This is a genomic window from Nonomuraea maheshkhaliensis, assembly GCF_039529435.1.
Taxonomy (GTDB): Bacteria; Actinomycetota; Actinomycetes; order Streptosporangiales; family Streptosporangiaceae; genus Nonomuraea; species Nonomuraea maheshkhaliensis.
On record NZ_BAAAMU010000076.1, the window covers coordinates 35,303 to 49,208 of the forward strand.

The window sequence follows — 13,906 nt, forward strand, 5'->3', positions numbered from 1 at the left end:
GCACGCCGCGAGAACGTCCGGCTATGCCAGCATGATCTGGTCGCCCTCGACCTTGATCTCCTGGGCCGCCAGCGGCTTGTCGGCCGGGCCCCCGGTGACGGAGCCGTCGGCGATGGCGAACTTGCTGTTGTGGCACGGGCACACGATCGCGCCGTCCTCGACGGAGCCGACCGGGCAGCCCTTGTGGGTGCAGAGTGCGCTGAAGGCCTTGAACTCGCCCTCGGTCGGCTGCGTCACCACGATCTTCTGGTCCTTGAAGACCGTGCCCCCGCCCACGGGGATGTCGGCGGTCTTGGCCAGCGCGCCACCGCCGTCGGCCGCCGGCGCGCTGGTCTCGGGTGCGCTGGACTCGGGTGCGGCGGGTGCGCTCGCGTCAGGAGCGGTGTTCGCCGTCGTCTCGGTGCCGCCGCCGCTGCACGCGCTGATCGCAAGCGCCAGGCCACCCGCTCCGACGCTTGCGAACACCGCCCTGCGGCTCTGAAGGTCATCTGCCATGCGCTCACCCAAACGTACACAGGTGAGAAATTCATGAGACGAATTTCAGGCGAGTCTAATCTTGTCGCCGTCGACCTCGATCTGCTTCTCCTCCAGCGGGTCACCCGCCGGACCGGCCGACACCGAGCCGTCCTCGATGCTGAACTTGCTCCCGTGACACGGGCAGTTGATCGTCTTGTTCGAGACCGTGGCGACCAGACAGCCCTGGTGGGTGCAGACCGCCGTGAAGCACTTGTACTCCCCCGCGGTCGGCTGCGTCACGACGAGCTTCTGCTTCTCGAAGACCTTCCCGCCTCCCTCCGGAATGTCGCTGACGTCCGCCAGCGCCTTCGGCTTGGAGTCGGCCTTCTTCTTCGGTGCGTCGGACGACGGCTCTTCGGCGGCCGGCTCCTCGTTCACTTCTGTCGTCGGCGAGCCGTAGCTCGCACAGGCCGTCAGAACCGCCGCGAGCCCTGCGCTCCCGGCGCCGAACACCACTGTCCGACGCGTCGTTTCCGTCATGGTGTGTCCTCCCAGATTGTCTTTCACTTCAGGTACGGCCAGCGCCCTGGCGCCGGTTCAGCGTGCCCGAGGGCAATCCGGAGGACTACGCACTATTACCCGTTCAGGCGACCACGATCCCGTCGCCTTCGACCTTCACCTTGAACGAGGTCAGCGGCGCGGTCGCGGGCCCCTTGGTGGCCTGCCCGGTGTCGGCGGCGAACTCGCTGCCGTGGCAGGCGCACCTGATGACGTTGTCCGCGGGCGTGCCGACCTGGCAGCCCTTGTGGGTGCACACCGAACTGTAGGCCTTGTAGACGCCCTGCGTGGGCTGCGTCACCACGATCTTGAGGTCCTCGATCAGCTTGCCGCCGCCGACGGGCACGTCCGCCGTCTTGGCCAGGACCTTTCCCTTCAGGCTCGGCCTGGCCTGCGCGCCTTGCGAGCCGCACGCGGTCAGCGCCAGGCCGCACGCGGCGACCCCGGTCGCGCCCAGCAGTTCCCGACGCCCCAACCCGTTCCCGGACATGGCTCCGCCCCCGATCCGTGTTTCCGCATGTGCCCGCGCGCTCCTGCGTTCGCCCCCGGAGCCGCGGTGATGACTCAGGACTTCACCTTATTGACGGCACCCGCCGGTCCTGTCAGCGGGTGGTAGGCCGGCGGTCAGCGGCCCGCCACAGGCTGCGTGCATGACGACTTCGACGACGCGTCCCTCAGTCCCTCCCGCTAAGGTGTCCGGGCCACGGTGGTGGCGCCGGCCGTGGGTGGCGCCGCTGATGGTGGTGGCGGCCGCGTTCATCGCCTTCTCGCTGCCGCCGTACCTGTCGCTGGATCCTTCGCAGTCGCGCGTGCCCGCCCCTGACTTCTTCCCGCCGCACTTCGTGATGCTCTCGCTGCACGTGGTGTTCGGCTCGATCGCGATGATCACGTGCTGCCTGCAGATCTGGCCGTGGTTCCGCGCCCGCTACCCGCGGGCGCACCGGATGATCGGCCGCGTGTATGTGTTCGGCGGCTGCCTGCCGGCCGGCCTGCTGGGTCTGGTGGTGGGCCTGGCCACGCCGTTCGGGCCGGTGACGATGGCCAGTGACGTCACGCTGGCGCTGCTCTGGCTGGGTGTCACGGTGGCGGGATGGCGGATGGCCAGGCAGCGCAGGTTCGTCGATCACCGGCGGTGGATGGTGCGCAGCTTCGCGCTGACGATGTCCATCATCACCAACCGGATCTACAGCGTGCTGTTCGTGATCCTGCTGGAGCCGCAGCTGGAGACGACCTTCCACGGTGACACGGGGCTGATGATCGCCACGGTGTCGGGGCTGGCGGCCTGGCTGGGCTGGGTGCTGCCGCTGCTGGTGGCCGAGTGGTGGCTGGAACGCGGCGACGCCGCCATACGCCGCGCCCGCACCCGCCGCACCGCCTAGCCCCGGAGGTCCCGCCCGTCGCACCTTCGCCGGGCGGGACTTCCGGGGCCCGGGGTCAGAACGAGAGGATCTTGCGCAGGAAGCGCCCCGTGTGGCTCTCGTCCACCAGCGCGACCTCCTCGGGCGTGCCGCTGGCCACGAGCGTGCCGCCGCGCGAGCCGCCCTCGGGCCCCATGTCGATGATCCAGTCGGCGGTCTTGATGACGTCGAGGTTGTGCTCGATGACGATCACCGTGTTGCCGCCGTCGACCAGCCGCCCCAGCACGCCGAGCAGCCGCCTGATGTCCTCGAAGTGCAGGCCGGTGGTCGGCTCGTCGAGGACGTAGATGGTCCGCCCGGTCTGCCGCCGCTGCAGCTCGGAGGCCAGCTTGACCCGCTGTGCCTCGCCGCCGGACAGCGTGGTCGCCGGCTGCCCGAGCCGTACGTAACCGAGCCCCACGTCGTTGAGCGTCTGCAGGTGGCGCTTGATCGCGGGGATGGCGTCGAAGAAGCCGAGGGCCTCCTCGATCGGCATGTCGAGCACCTCGGCGATCGTCTTGCCCTTGTAGTGGACCTCCAGCGTCTCCCGGTTGTAGCGGGCGCCGTGGCACACCTCGCAGGGGACGTAGACGTCGGGCAGGAAGTTCATCTCGATCTTGATGGTGCCGTCGCCGGCGCACGCCTCGCAGCGCCCGCCCTTGACGTTGAAGCTGAAGCGCCCGGGCTGGTAGCCGCGTACCTTGGCCTCGGCCGTGGCCGCGAACAGCTTGCGCACGTGGTCGAAGACGCCGGTGTAGGTGGCCGGGTTGGAGCGCGGGGTGCGGCCGATCGGCGACTGGTCGACGTGGACGACCTTGTCGACCTGGTCCATGCCGTTGATGCGCGAGTGGCGCCCCGGCACCGTGCGCGCCCCGTTGAGCTCCTTGGCCAGGGCGTTGTAGAGGATGTCGTTGACCAGCGTCGACTTGCCCGACCCCGACACGCCGGTGACGGCGGTGAACATCCCCAGCGGGAACTCGATGTCGACGCCCTTGAGATTGTGCTCGCGCGCGCCCTTGACCGTGATCTGCCGCTTCTTGTCGCGCTTGCGGCGCTTGGCGGGGATCGGGATGCTCCTGCGCCCGGACAGGTAGGCCCCCGTCATGGACTCCTCGCTGGACAGCAGGTCCTGGACGGTGCCGGAGACGACGACCTGGCCGCCGTGCTCGCCCGCGCCGGGCCCGATGTCGACCACCCAGTCGGCGGCCGCGATCGTGTCCTCGTCGTGCTCGACCACGATCAGCGTGTTGCCCATGTCGCGCAGCCGGACCAGCGTGTCGAGCAGGCGCATGTTGTCGCGCTGGTGCAGGCCGATGGACGGCTCGTCGAGCACGTAGAGGACGCCGACCAGGCCGGAGCCGATCTGCGTGGCCAGCCTGATGCGCTGGGCCTCGCCGCCGGCCAGGGTGGCGGCGGCGCGGTCCATGGTCAGGTAGTCGAGGCCGACGTCGAGCAGGAAGCCCATGCGGGCGTTGATCTCCTTGACCACCCGCTCGGCGATGTGCATGTCGCGGTCGGACAGCTTGAGCGCGGCCAGGAACTTGGCGCACTCGCCGATCGACATGGCCGCGACCTCGGCGATCGACTTCCCGGCCACGGTCACCGCCAGGGTGACCGGCTTGAGCCTGGCCCCCTTGCAGGCCGGGCACGGGATCTCGCGCATGTAGCCTTCGAACCGCTCGCGAGCCGAGTCGCTCTCGGCCTCTGCGTGCCGGCGCTGCACCCACGGGATGACGCCGTCGAAGGTGGTGTAGTAGGAGCGCTGGCGCCCGTAGCGGTTGCTGTAGCGGACGTGGACCTGCTCGTCGTGGCCGTACAGCAGCGACTTCTGCGCCTTCTTCGGCAGCTTCTCCCACGGCGTCTCCAGCGTGAACCCGACCGTGTGGCCGAGCGCCTCGATCAGCCTGGAGAAGTATTCGCTGGTGTGGCCGCCGGACCACGGGTGGATCGCGCCGTCGCCGAGCTCGCGCTCGGGGTCGGGCACCACCAGATCGGGGTCGACCTCCATCTTGGTGCCCAGACCGGTGCACTCAGGACAGGCGCCGAACGGCGAGTTGAAGGAGAACGAGCGCGGCTCCATCTCCTCGAACGACAGGTCGTCGTAGGGGCAGTAGAGGTGCTCGGAGTAGAAGCGCTCGCGGTTGGGGTCGTCTTCGGGCAGGTCGACGAACTCCAGCGTGATCGTGCCGCCGGACAGCTGCAACGCCGTCTCGACCGAGTCGGTGAGCCGGCGGCGCGCCGAGTCCTTGACCGACAGGCGGTCGACGATGACCTCGATGTCGTGCTTCTCGTACTTCTTCAGCGTCGGCGGCTCCTCCAGCCGCACGACGGTGCCGTCGACCCTGGCCCTGGCGAAGCCCTTGGTCTGCAGCTCGCGGAACAGCTCGGCGTATTCGCCCTTGCGGCCCCTGATGACCGGCGCGAGCACCTGGAATCTGGTGCCCTCCTCCAGGTCCATCACGCGGTCGACGATCTGCTGCGGCGTCTGCCTGGCGATCGGGCGCGCGCACACCGGGCAGTGGGGCTTGCCGATGCGCGCCCACAGCAGCCTCAGGTAGTCGTAGACCTCGGTGATCGTGCCGACGGTCGAGCGCGGGTTTTTGCTGGTGGCCTTCTGGTCGATGGAGACCGCGGGCGACAGGCCCTCGATGAAGTCGACATCGGGCTTGTCCATCTGGCCGAGGAACTGGCGGGCGTAGGCCGACAGCGACTCGACATAGCGCCGCTGGCCCTCAGCGAAGATCGTGTCGAAGGCCAGGCTCGACTTGCCCGAGCCGGACAGGCCGGTAAAGACGATCAGCGAGTCCCGCGGCAGATCCAGCGAGACGTCCTTGAGGTTGTGTTCTCGTGCACCACGCACGATCAGGCGGTCTGCCACGGCGATCCCGGAAGTCGAAAGGGCGGATAGGTCCAACGGGCGATGGTAGACGGGGGCTCCGACAATTTCCGGCGGCCCGATCCTCGGCCAGTCGAAAATCCGTCTCTCACAGGTTACGGCCATCTCCCGCCTCGGCAGGAGTCCTTCCACATGGAACCGCTTGACCAGGGGTTTTATGCCCCGCCCGCCCCAGACACGATAGATGATGAAAAATCTAGACATGACCGTCCTCGCGGCGCTGCGGGCCGAGCTGGCCTCGGCGACCAACCAGTTGCTGGCCACGGCCGCCTCCCTCTCCGACGCCCACGTCCGCGCCCCTTCCCGCCTGCCCGGCTGGACCAGGGGACACGTCCTGGCCCACCTCGCCGCCAACGCCGACTCCTACGTCAGCCTGCTGACCTGGGCGAGGACCGGTGTCCGCACCCCTCAGTACAGCTCGTACGAGTCCAGGGCGGCCGCCATCGAAGCCCACGCCCTCCAGCCGGCCGCCCTTCACCTGGCCCACCTGGAGGACGGCGCCGCCCGCTTCGCCGCCGCCGTCCGTGACCTGCCGGACCGCGCCTGGTCCGCGCGAGTCGAGGGCATGCGCCCACCGCCCCATCCCGCCTGGTACGTCCTGATACGCCGCCTGCGCGAGGTCGGCTTCCACCATGTGGACCTCGCCGCCGGCTACGGCCCTGCCGACTGGCCTGACCCGTTCGTCCGCCGCGAACTGCACGACTGCCACACCACCTGGCCCCACGGCAGCAGCACGGTGAGCGAGATCATCCTCCTCACCCCGCCCCCACGTCCCGGTACGTCTTCCGCCCCCCTCCTCACGAACGAACCCCCACCCACACCCGCCGCCACCCCCATCACGGACAGACCCCCACCCACACATCCGGTCACACCTGCCGCCGCCCGCGTCTCAGACGGACCCCCACCACCCTCTCTTACGCGTCCCATGACGCCTGCCGCTCCCGCCGCCCACCGGTCCATGCCGGACTCTCAACCGGTCACCACTCACCACCGGCCCGAGATCGTCGCCCGCTGGCGCGGCCTCGGCGAGGGGCCAGCGGTCGCGGGCACGCCACGCGACATGCTGGCCTGGCTCACCGGCCGCTCCAGCGGTCAGGGCGTTAGTCTGTTGCCCGTGGGGCAGTCGTTCATGCCAGGCCCCGGAGGCGCGGGTCTGCCACCACCGCCGCCGTGGCTGACGATGCCGGCCCCCGCTGATCTGCCCGCGACGCCCCCGAAGGACTATCCATGACGTACACAGGCGACGTTCAGGTCGGCGGTCCCGCCGACGTGCGCGAGCTGCCCGCACTGACGATCTCCAAGCTCGCCGTCGGCCCGTACGACAACAACGCCTACCTGCTGCGTTGCACCGAGACCGGCGAGGGCCTGCTCATCGACGCCGCCGCCGACTCCGACCGGCTGCTCGCGCTGATGGGCGACCAGCCGGTCGGCACGATCGTCACCACCCATCAGCACGGCGACCACTGGCAGGCGCTGGAGCAGGTGGCCAAGGTGACCGGCGCCCGGCTGGTGGCCCATCCGCTCGACGCGCCCGCGCTCCCGCTGCCCGTGCACCGCACGGTCGAGCACGGCGACACGATCACGGTCGGCGAGGCCACCCTTGAGGTCATCCACCTGCGCGGCCACACGCCCGGCTCGATCGCCCTGCTGTACGACGGCGGCGAGGCCGGCCACCACCTGTTCACCGGCGACTCCCTGTTCCCCGGCGGCGTCGGCAACACCAACAAGGACCCCGAGCGGTTCGACCAGCTCTTCAACGACGTGGTGGAGCGCATCTTCGACCGCCTGCCCGACGAGACCTGGGTCTACCCGGGCCACGGCAAGGACACCACCCTCGGCGTCGAGCGCCCCGCCCTGCCCGAGTGGCGAGCCAGAGGCTGGTAGACCGCGGCCGGCCGCCGTCTGGGCCGGCATCAGGCGCGCGACCGGCACGTCGCCATGTCACGGACGCGCGGCCTGGCACGTGGCATGTGATGAACGCGCCGCCGACGCGTGGCACGTCACGAACGGGCAGCCTGCGCGAGGCGGTACGTCACGAGCGGGCGGCCAGCACGTGCACGATCCGCGCCGCCGCCAGGGCGGGCTCGTCGGCCAGGCCGACCAGCTCGCCCCACGACCAGCGGTAGAACCATCCGCCGGAGAGCGGCACGCAGTCCACGGTCTCGGCCAGCATGAACGTGTCGGGATGGCTGATGCGCAGCGCGGGCGGATGGCTCCGCAACAGGGCGGTCAGCCCGCGCTCTTCCAGCTCCGCGGCCAGCTTGCCGAGATAGTAGGTGCGCGTGTGCTCGCGCGGCATAGCCGACATGGCTCCATCAAAGCCGAAGTAAGACGAAAAATCCCGTCAGTGGCGCATCAGTGGCCGATTCGGATACGGGCGGCTTCCTTGCGCTGCTCGCGCTTGTAGAACAGCACCCGCAGCGGAATCGCGGCGACGAGCGCGATCTGCATGCTCGCCCCGATCTTGATCGGCAGGTCCCCGCCCTGGGGCCAGGCGACCCACACGGTCAGGAACGCCACGTTCACCATGATCCAGCCGAGGACGACCGCGGCGAGCTGCCCCTTCGGCTTGGGGTATTCGATCCGGCTGACCATCAGCCAGGCCACGCCGAGCACGGCCGCCAGCGACCAGACGCTCGGCTGGAAGAGCAGCACGATGGAGATCACGGTCATCGCGCCCATCGGGATGGGCAGCCCCATGAAGTCGCCGCTCTTGGTCTTGACGCAGGCGAACCTGGCCAGCCGTACGACACCGGCGACCAGCACGGCCGCCGCCGCCGCGAGCACCGCGGTGAACGGCACCTGCGGCGTGAACCCGCCCCAGATCACCACCATGAACGCGGGCGCGAACCCGAAGCTGATGACGTCGGCCAGGTTGTCCAGCTCGGCCCCCATCGCGGAGGCGCGGAAGCGCCGCGCCACGAGCCCGTCGAACAGGTCGCACGTCGCGCCGATGAGCAGCAGCACGATGGCGGTGGCGAAGTAGCTGGGCTCGGGAGTGAAGCGCCCGCCGTCGACCTGGAGCTGCTGGATGGCGGAGTAGGCGAGGACGCACACCGCGAGGAACCCGCAGACGGCGTTGCCCAGGGACAGGGAGTCGGCGGCGGACAGGCGGAACGCCTTGCCCACGGGACCGCGCGGCTCTTCCTCGTCGGCCTGCCAGCTGCCGGCGTCAGCCGTGGTCAATTCTGGTCACCCCCGCAACCGTCTTGTCACCCACGGACACCGCGGGAGAGATCCCTTCGGGCAGGTAGAGGTCGACCCGGGAGCCGAGCCTGATGAGACCGATCCGCTCGGCCTGCTCCACCTTCGCCCCGGCGTTCAGATACGGCACGATCCTGCGCGCCACCGCGCCCGCGATCTGCACCATCTCGATGTCGCCCAGCGCGGTCTCGAAATGCCACACCACGCGCTCGTTCTGGTCGCTGTCCTTGTTGAACGCCGGCAGGAACCCACCTGCCACATGCTGCACGGAGGTGACATTTCCCGCAAGAGGGGCGCGGTTGACGTGCACGTTCAGCGGGTTCATGAAGATCGCGACCCTGGTGCGGCCGTCCGGCCACGGATCGATGCTCTGCACCACGCCGTCAGCGGGCGACAGGACCCGGCCGTGGCCGGGAGTGCGGTCGGGATCGCGGAAGAACCAGAGCATGCCACCGGTGAGCGCGCTCAGCGGCACCGCCGCGAGCGCCCATCGCCGGTTCCGGCGCGTCAGCAGAGCGGTGACGGCCGCCGTGGCCGCCGTCGGGAGAAGCCACGGGGAGACCCCTCGCGCGAGCCTCACGCGGCTCGGCCTAGCAGAATCGTCTGACACGAACAACCTTTGGTGGTGACTGGACTGGGCGCTTTGCCGTGATGTTACAGAACGAGCAACTATGACACGGCACAACTACACAAGCAAAGCGCCTCGAAGCCCATTTCGCTAGACCTGCTCCGAGTGCGTCTGCTCGCCCTTGCGCGTGTCCATGCGGGCCTTGATCAGGCTCGCCACAGTGGTGATGACCATGGTGGCGCCGATGACCGAGAGCGACACCCAGATGGGAATTTCGGGCGCCCAGGAGACATGGCTGGAGTGCAACGCCTCCAATACGAGCTTAACCCCGATGAACCCCAGGATGAACGCCAAACCATAGCTGATGTAGACGAGCCGCTGCAGCAGGCCGCCCAGGAGGAAGTAGAGCTGACGCAGCCCCATCAGGGCGAACGCGTTGGCCGTGAAGACGATGAAGGGGTCCTTGGTGAGCCCGAAGATCGCCGGAATCGAGTCGAGGGCGAACAGCAGGTCGGTGCTGCCGATGGCGACCATCACGATGAGCATCGGGGTGACCATGCGCCTGCCGTCGATCCGCACCGTGACCTTCGAGCCGACGTAGCCCTCGGTGGTCGGGAAGGCCCTGCGCACCCAGCGGAGCAGGACGTTCTCGTTGAACTCCTCCTCCTCGCCCTTCAGGTGCTGGCGGACGATGTTGATCGCCGTGTAGACGAGGAAGGCGCCGAAGACGTAGAACAGCCAGCTGAACCGCTCGAGGGCCGCGGCGCCGAGCGCGATGAACGCGCCACGCATCACGAGCGCGAGCAGGATGCCGACGAGCAGCACCTTGTGCTGGTACATCTTGGGCACGGCGAACCGGCTCATGATGATGAAGAAGATGAACAGGTTGTCGACGCTCAGGCTGTATTCAGTGATGTACCCGGCGACGAACTCCCCGGCCCGGTCGGCTCCGGAGGTGTTCCACAACAGCACGGCGAACGCCGCCGCGAGGACGACGTAGAACGTCACCCAGTATCCGGCCTGCCGCATGGAGAATTCCCGGGCTTCTCCGCGGTCGACGATCCACAAGTCGATGGCGATGACGAGCAGAAGACCACCGATCACGGCGATCCAGGCCCACAGGGGTTCAGTCACAAAGACCCTCCGGCAGCATGCACGCTTCATTGCCGGAGGTCTCTCCCGCCCGCTCGAACCGCGGACCGGCAGCCCCGGGGGCCCCGTGGAGTGGGGCTGCACCGTGATGACGAGGCTGTCGCGAAGGGATACTCCCCTCCCTAACCCAGGCAGTATATGAGAACGGATCGGGCACGCCTAACCATCCCCATCTCTCACTCCGCGGTACACGGCCAGCACACTCTCGACGACGTCGTCGTCATCCGGCATCTCCCGGCCCCGCCGCGCGGCCGCCTCGGCCAGCGTTTCCGCAGTTCGCGGGCTGGACAGCAGCTCCTGTACGGCCGTACGCAACCCCTCCACGTCCCCGTAAGGAACCAGGATTCCGGCATCTCCCAAGATTTCCGGAATGCCGCCCACATTCGAGGCGATGGCCGGCGTCCCCGTCATCAGCGCCTCCCTCAGCGTGAGCGGCTGCCCCTCCCATCGGCTCGGCATCACCAGGGCCAGGGCGGCGCCGAGCAGGTCGGGCACGTCCTCCCGGTGGCCCAGCAGCGTGACGGGCAGCCCTTCCGCGTCGATCCTGCGCCGCAGCTCCCCGCGCAGCGGCCCCTCCCCCGCCACCACGAACAGCGGCCGGGCGTCGTGCCACGGCCCGGCGGCGACGTCGAGGAGCGTCTCCAGGCCCTTCTGCTGGGCCAATCTGGCGACGGTGAGCAGGATCGGCCGTTCGCCCGCGCCCAGTTCGTCCCTGACCTCCCGCGGCGTACGCTTCGGCGGCAGAGGCACCGGCGCCGTCACCAGGGCGGCCCGCACGTCACGGGCGCCGAGCCGGGTCATCCGCCGCGCCAGGTCGGGCGAGACGGTCAGCACGCGCCCCGCCCGCCGTGCCACGATCCGCTCCAGCACCCCGTAGGCCAGGCCGACGAACCCGCCGCCGGTGAGCGCGTTGTGCAGCGTCACGACCGGTCCCCGCCGCGCCAGCGCGGCCAGCGCCCCCGCCCGCAGCCCGTGGGCGTGCACCACGTCGGCGCCCCTGGTCAGCCGCCTGACGGCCAGCACAGCACGCAGGTCGTTCACCGGTTGCGGCCGATCGGAGACGGCCACCTCCGCGAACCTGGCCCCCGCGGCGCCGAACCCGAACTGTTCCTCGACGCTCCCGGGGCCGATCACGACGACCTGGTGTCCCCGGCGTACGAGCTCCTCCACCAGCGTCAGGACATGCCGCCCCGTCCCCCCGGTCGTGGTGCCCAGCACGAAAGCCACCCGCACAACCCGCTCCCTCCTCAAGTCCACCACTCCCGACCCAACCGAAGAACAGTCCGTCCCGTACGAACCGCCAACCCGCCCGAACCCACGACCGTCCATCCACCCGAACGAACCAATCGACCTGTCGCTCCGAGCGAATCAACCGCCCGACGTTCCTGAGCCAACCGCCCGCCCCGCACCAACCAACGACCTGCCACCCATCCCGAACAACCCACCGCCCTACCCACCCTGAGCCAACCAACCAGCTCAACGACCCCGAACGAACCGACCACCCGCTCGTTCGGACGGATCCAACCGCCGGTCGCATCCAGACCAACCAGACACCGAACCTGCCACCTCCACCGGCCCTGCTGGACCCGATGGATCCCCAGCGCCCCGCTCGGCCGATGGCGATCTCTCCCTGCCTGCCCAGGTCCATGCGATCCCCTCGGCCCTGCCCGGACCACCGTGCTCAGCCCGCTCGTGAGGTGGCGTCCCCTACTCAGCTCGGGCCACCCCGCCGCAGCAGCCCGACGACCGCGCCCGCATCCGCCCGATCCACCACCGCCACGATCGCGCCGCCGACGGCCAGCGCCACGACGGCGGCCAGGGTGGCGGAGGCGACGTTCGGCCACAGGCCCCTCGCCCCCAGCCCCGCCACCACGCCGGCCCCGGCGAGCCACCCCAGCACCCCTCCGGCCAGCGCCGCGCCCGCCCGCCGGCCCAGCCCCGCCGCGGCCGCGCGGCCCCGCGCCCGGATCACGGACCCGAGCAACCACGCCCCGCCCACGCTCATGCCGACGCTCATGCCGAGCGCCATCCCGCCGATCTCCCACTGCTCGGGCAGCACGAGCACGAACACGACCTGGGCCACCATGACCACACACCACCCGGCGACGGTGCCGGTGGCGGCCGCCCGCCCGTGGCCGGCCGCGTAGAGCACCCGGCTGAGGTGCGCGATCAGCCCGTAGCCCACCAGTCCCGGCGCGAACAGCGCGATCGCCGCCGCCAGCTCGGCGGGAGGCACGTCGCTCTTGTCGATCAGGAAGACCACCGCCCCCGGCCCTGACGCGGCGGCCAGCACCCCGGCGGCCAGACCAGACACCAGCACCACGGCCCTGGTCGTGCGGGCCGAGAGCGCCGCGAAGGCCACCCGGTCGCCGGCCTGCGCGGACAGCCGGGGGAACGCGCTGGTGGCGATGGGCACGGCGAGCACCGCGTACGGCACCAGGTAGATCGCCCACGCGTAGTTGTAGACGGCGATGGCGCCGTTGCCGATCGCCTTGTTGGACAGCACCAGCACCACGATCATGGCCGCCTGCTGGGCGAGCAGCGCGGCGATGCCCGCGAGGGCGAGCCTGCGCACCCGCCCGGCCACGCCGTCGGGGAACCGTAAGGTGGGCCGCCAGCGCAGCCCGAGCCGCGCCACGGGCCCGAGCACGGTCAGCACCAGCGACAGCACTCCCAGGCTGGTGCCCACCGACAGCGCCAGCTCGGCCGGCTCGGGAAGCGTTGCGGGATCGACCACCCCGCCGCTGAGCGGCACGAACAGCAGGTAGGCGACGATCACCACGATGCTGGAGACCAGGGGCGCGACGGCGGGCCCGGCGAAGCGCTTGTGCGACTGCAGTACGCCGTAGAGGACGGCGGCCACGCCGTACAGCGGGATCTGGGGAGCGAAGACGACCAGCATCCGGGCGGCCACGGCGGCCACGGCCGAGGTGTCCTGGCAGCCGTCGACGGCGGCGCCGACGAACAGCGCGATGACGGGCCCGGCCAGCAGCGCCATGAGCACGCTCACCGGGACGAGCACGACGATCACCCAGGTGAGCAGCGCCGAGCCGATCCGCCCCGCCCGCTCGCGCGAGAGGTCGCCGGCCAGCACGGGGACGACCATCCCGGCCAGCGCGCCGCCGACGACCAGCTCGAAGACGATGTTGGGGATCTGGTTGGCCGTCATGTAGGCGGTGGACAGGCAGTTGGTGCCGACGGTCCTGGCGAAGGCGTACTGCTTGGCGAACCCCACGACGCGCGCCAGCACCGTGATGGCTCCGATGAGCATCGCGCCGCCCGCGACGCCCCGCGCCGTCACCACACCCACCCGGCCTCCTCAGCCCCGCCGCGGACAACCCCACCGCCGACAGCCCCGCCGCCGATCACGCGTACGCAGACATCCTGGCAGGCCGGACCGACAATCGCGCCGGGCGGGTCACACGGTCTCGGCCGGGCGGCGGCCGAGCATGTCGATGCGGTTGAGCACGGGGTTGCCCGCGATGACCTTGGTGAAGCTGACCTTCTCCGCGGCCGCGGTCAGCGCCACGACCGTGCCCAGCAGCACGTAGCGCCCCGGCCTGCCGAGCTTCGTGACGGCGGCGAGCCCGAGCAGCGCGCCCAGGGCGTTGGCGCCGGCGTCGCCGAGCATCGGCAGGCCGGGGCGCTACGTGCTGCTGGGCACGGTCGTGGCGC

General features: G+C 70.1%; 13 protein-coding genes and 1 pseudogene. 3 read left to right on the top strand and 11 right to left on the bottom strand.

All coding sequences use genetic code 11. From position 1 onward, the window contains the following. Positions 1–21: 21 nt before the first annotated feature. The 3 genes from ABFX54_RS37370 to ABFX54_RS37380 form a co-directional block, all read right to left on the bottom strand. Positions 22–495 (bottom strand): Rieske (2Fe-2S) protein, encoded by a 474-nt coding sequence (locus tag ABFX54_RS37370; protein ID WP_346111458.1) that lies wholly within the window; start codon positions 493–495, stop codon positions 22–24. 45 nt (positions 496–540) lie between these two features. After that, positions 541–996: a Rieske (2Fe-2S) protein gene (locus tag ABFX54_RS37375; RefSeq protein WP_346111459.1), complete on the bottom strand. Its 456-nt coding sequence runs from the start codon at positions 994–996 to the stop codon at positions 541–543. Between the two features lie 103 nt (positions 997–1,099). Then, positions 1,100–1,489 (bottom strand): Rieske (2Fe-2S) protein, encoded by a 390-nt coding sequence (locus ABFX54_RS37380; RefSeq protein WP_346111460.1) that lies wholly within the window; start codon positions 1,487–1,489, stop codon positions 1,100–1,102. 250 nt (positions 1,490–1,739) lie between these two features. Here ABFX54_RS37380 and ABFX54_RS37385 point away from each other — a divergent pair, with 250 nt between their 5' ends. Then, positions 1,740–2,393 (top strand): DUF2306 domain-containing protein, encoded by a 654-nt coding sequence (locus tag ABFX54_RS37385; protein ID WP_346111461.1) that lies wholly within the window; start codon positions 1,740–1,742, stop codon positions 2,391–2,393. Between the two features lie 55 nt (positions 2,394–2,448). Here ABFX54_RS37385 and uvrA read toward each other — a convergent pair whose 3' ends face one another. Next, on the bottom strand, positions 2,449–5,289 hold the full coding sequence (uvrA, locus tag ABFX54_RS37390; RefSeq protein WP_346111462.1) for an excinuclease ABC subunit UvrA: 2,841 nt from the start codon (positions 5,287–5,289) through the stop codon (positions 2,449–2,451). A 220-nt stretch (positions 5,290–5,509) separates the two neighbouring features. Between uvrA and ABFX54_RS37395 the strand changes: the two genes are divergently transcribed. Further along, the gene (locus ABFX54_RS37395) at positions 5,510–6,538 is read left to right on the top strand and encodes a maleylpyruvate isomerase N-terminal domain-containing protein (protein ID WP_346111463.1); all 1,029 of its coding nucleotides are present in this window, start codon (positions 5,510–5,512) and stop codon (positions 6,536–6,538) included. Continuing rightward, the gene (locus ABFX54_RS37400) at positions 6,535–7,191 is read left to right on the top strand and encodes an MBL fold metallo-hydrolase (protein WP_346111465.1); all 657 of its coding nucleotides are present in this window, start codon (positions 6,535–6,537) and stop codon (positions 7,189–7,191) included. The genes ABFX54_RS37395 and ABFX54_RS37400 overlap by 4 nt, the downstream gene beginning before the upstream one ends. Positions 7,192–7,339: 148 nt before the next feature. On the opposite strand, the gene ABFX54_RS37405 is transcribed toward ABFX54_RS37400, so the two are convergent. From ABFX54_RS37405 to ABFX54_RS37435, 7 genes and pseudogenes are all read right to left on the bottom strand, one after another. Then, positions 7,340–7,615 carry a hypothetical protein gene (locus ABFX54_RS37405; RefSeq protein WP_346111466.1) on the bottom strand — a complete coding sequence of 92 codons (276 nt, stop codon included), beginning with the start codon at positions 7,613–7,615 and terminating at the stop codon, positions 7,340–7,342. A 47-nt stretch (positions 7,616–7,662) separates the two neighbouring features. Beyond that, positions 7,663–8,493, bottom strand: coding sequence for a CDP-diacylglycerol--serine O-phosphatidyltransferase (pssA, locus tag ABFX54_RS37410; RefSeq protein WP_106251537.1), 831 nt, complete (start codon positions 8,491–8,493; stop codon positions 7,663–7,665). Then, positions 8,480–9,121 (bottom strand): phosphatidylserine decarboxylase, encoded by a 642-nt coding sequence (locus ABFX54_RS37415; protein ID WP_346111467.1) that lies wholly within the window; start codon positions 9,119–9,121, stop codon positions 8,480–8,482. The genes pssA and ABFX54_RS37415 overlap by 14 nt, the downstream gene beginning before the upstream one ends. Before the next feature lie 108 nt (positions 9,122–9,229). Beyond that, positions 9,230–10,213, bottom strand: a complete 984-nt coding sequence (locus ABFX54_RS37420; RefSeq protein ID WP_346111469.1) for a TerC family protein — start codon at positions 10,211–10,213, stop codon at positions 9,230–9,232. A 177-nt stretch (positions 10,214–10,390) separates the two neighbouring features. After that, positions 10,391–11,464: a glycosyltransferase family 4 protein gene (locus ABFX54_RS37425; protein ID WP_346111470.1), complete on the bottom strand. Its 1,074-nt coding sequence runs from the start codon at positions 11,462–11,464 to the stop codon at positions 10,391–10,393. A gap of 478 nt (positions 11,465–11,942) precedes the next feature. Next, a complete protein-coding gene (gene murJ / locus ABFX54_RS37430; protein WP_346111472.1) occupies positions 11,943–13,541 on the bottom strand; it encodes a murein biosynthesis integral membrane protein MurJ in 1,599 nt (532 codons plus the stop codon). Between the two features lie 108 nt (positions 13,542–13,649). Continuing rightward, positions 13,650–13,862, bottom strand: a pseudogene (locus ABFX54_RS37435) (hypothetical protein); the annotation flags it as partial. Positions 13,863–13,906: the final 44 nt, after the last annotated feature.

Coding starts and splice junctions, on each gene's coding strand:
- ABFX54_RS37370 (WP_346111458.1), bottom strand. CDS start 495: ATGGCAGATGACCTTCAGAGCCGCAGGGCGGTGTTCGCAAGCGTCGGA.
- ABFX54_RS37405 (WP_346111466.1), bottom strand. CDS start 7,615: ATGTCGGCTATGCCGCGCGAGCACACGCGCACCTACTATCTCGGCAAG.
- ABFX54_RS37395 (WP_346111463.1), top strand. CDS start 5,510: ATGACCGTCCTCGCGGCGCTGCGGGCCGAGCTGGCCTCGGCGACCAAC.
- ABFX54_RS37375 (WP_346111459.1), bottom strand. CDS start 996: ATGACGGAAACGACGCGTCGGACAGTGGTGTTCGGCGCCGGGAGCGCA.
- ABFX54_RS37400 (WP_346111465.1), top strand. CDS start 6,535: ATGACGTACACAGGCGACGTTCAGGTCGGCGGTCCCGCCGACGTGCGC.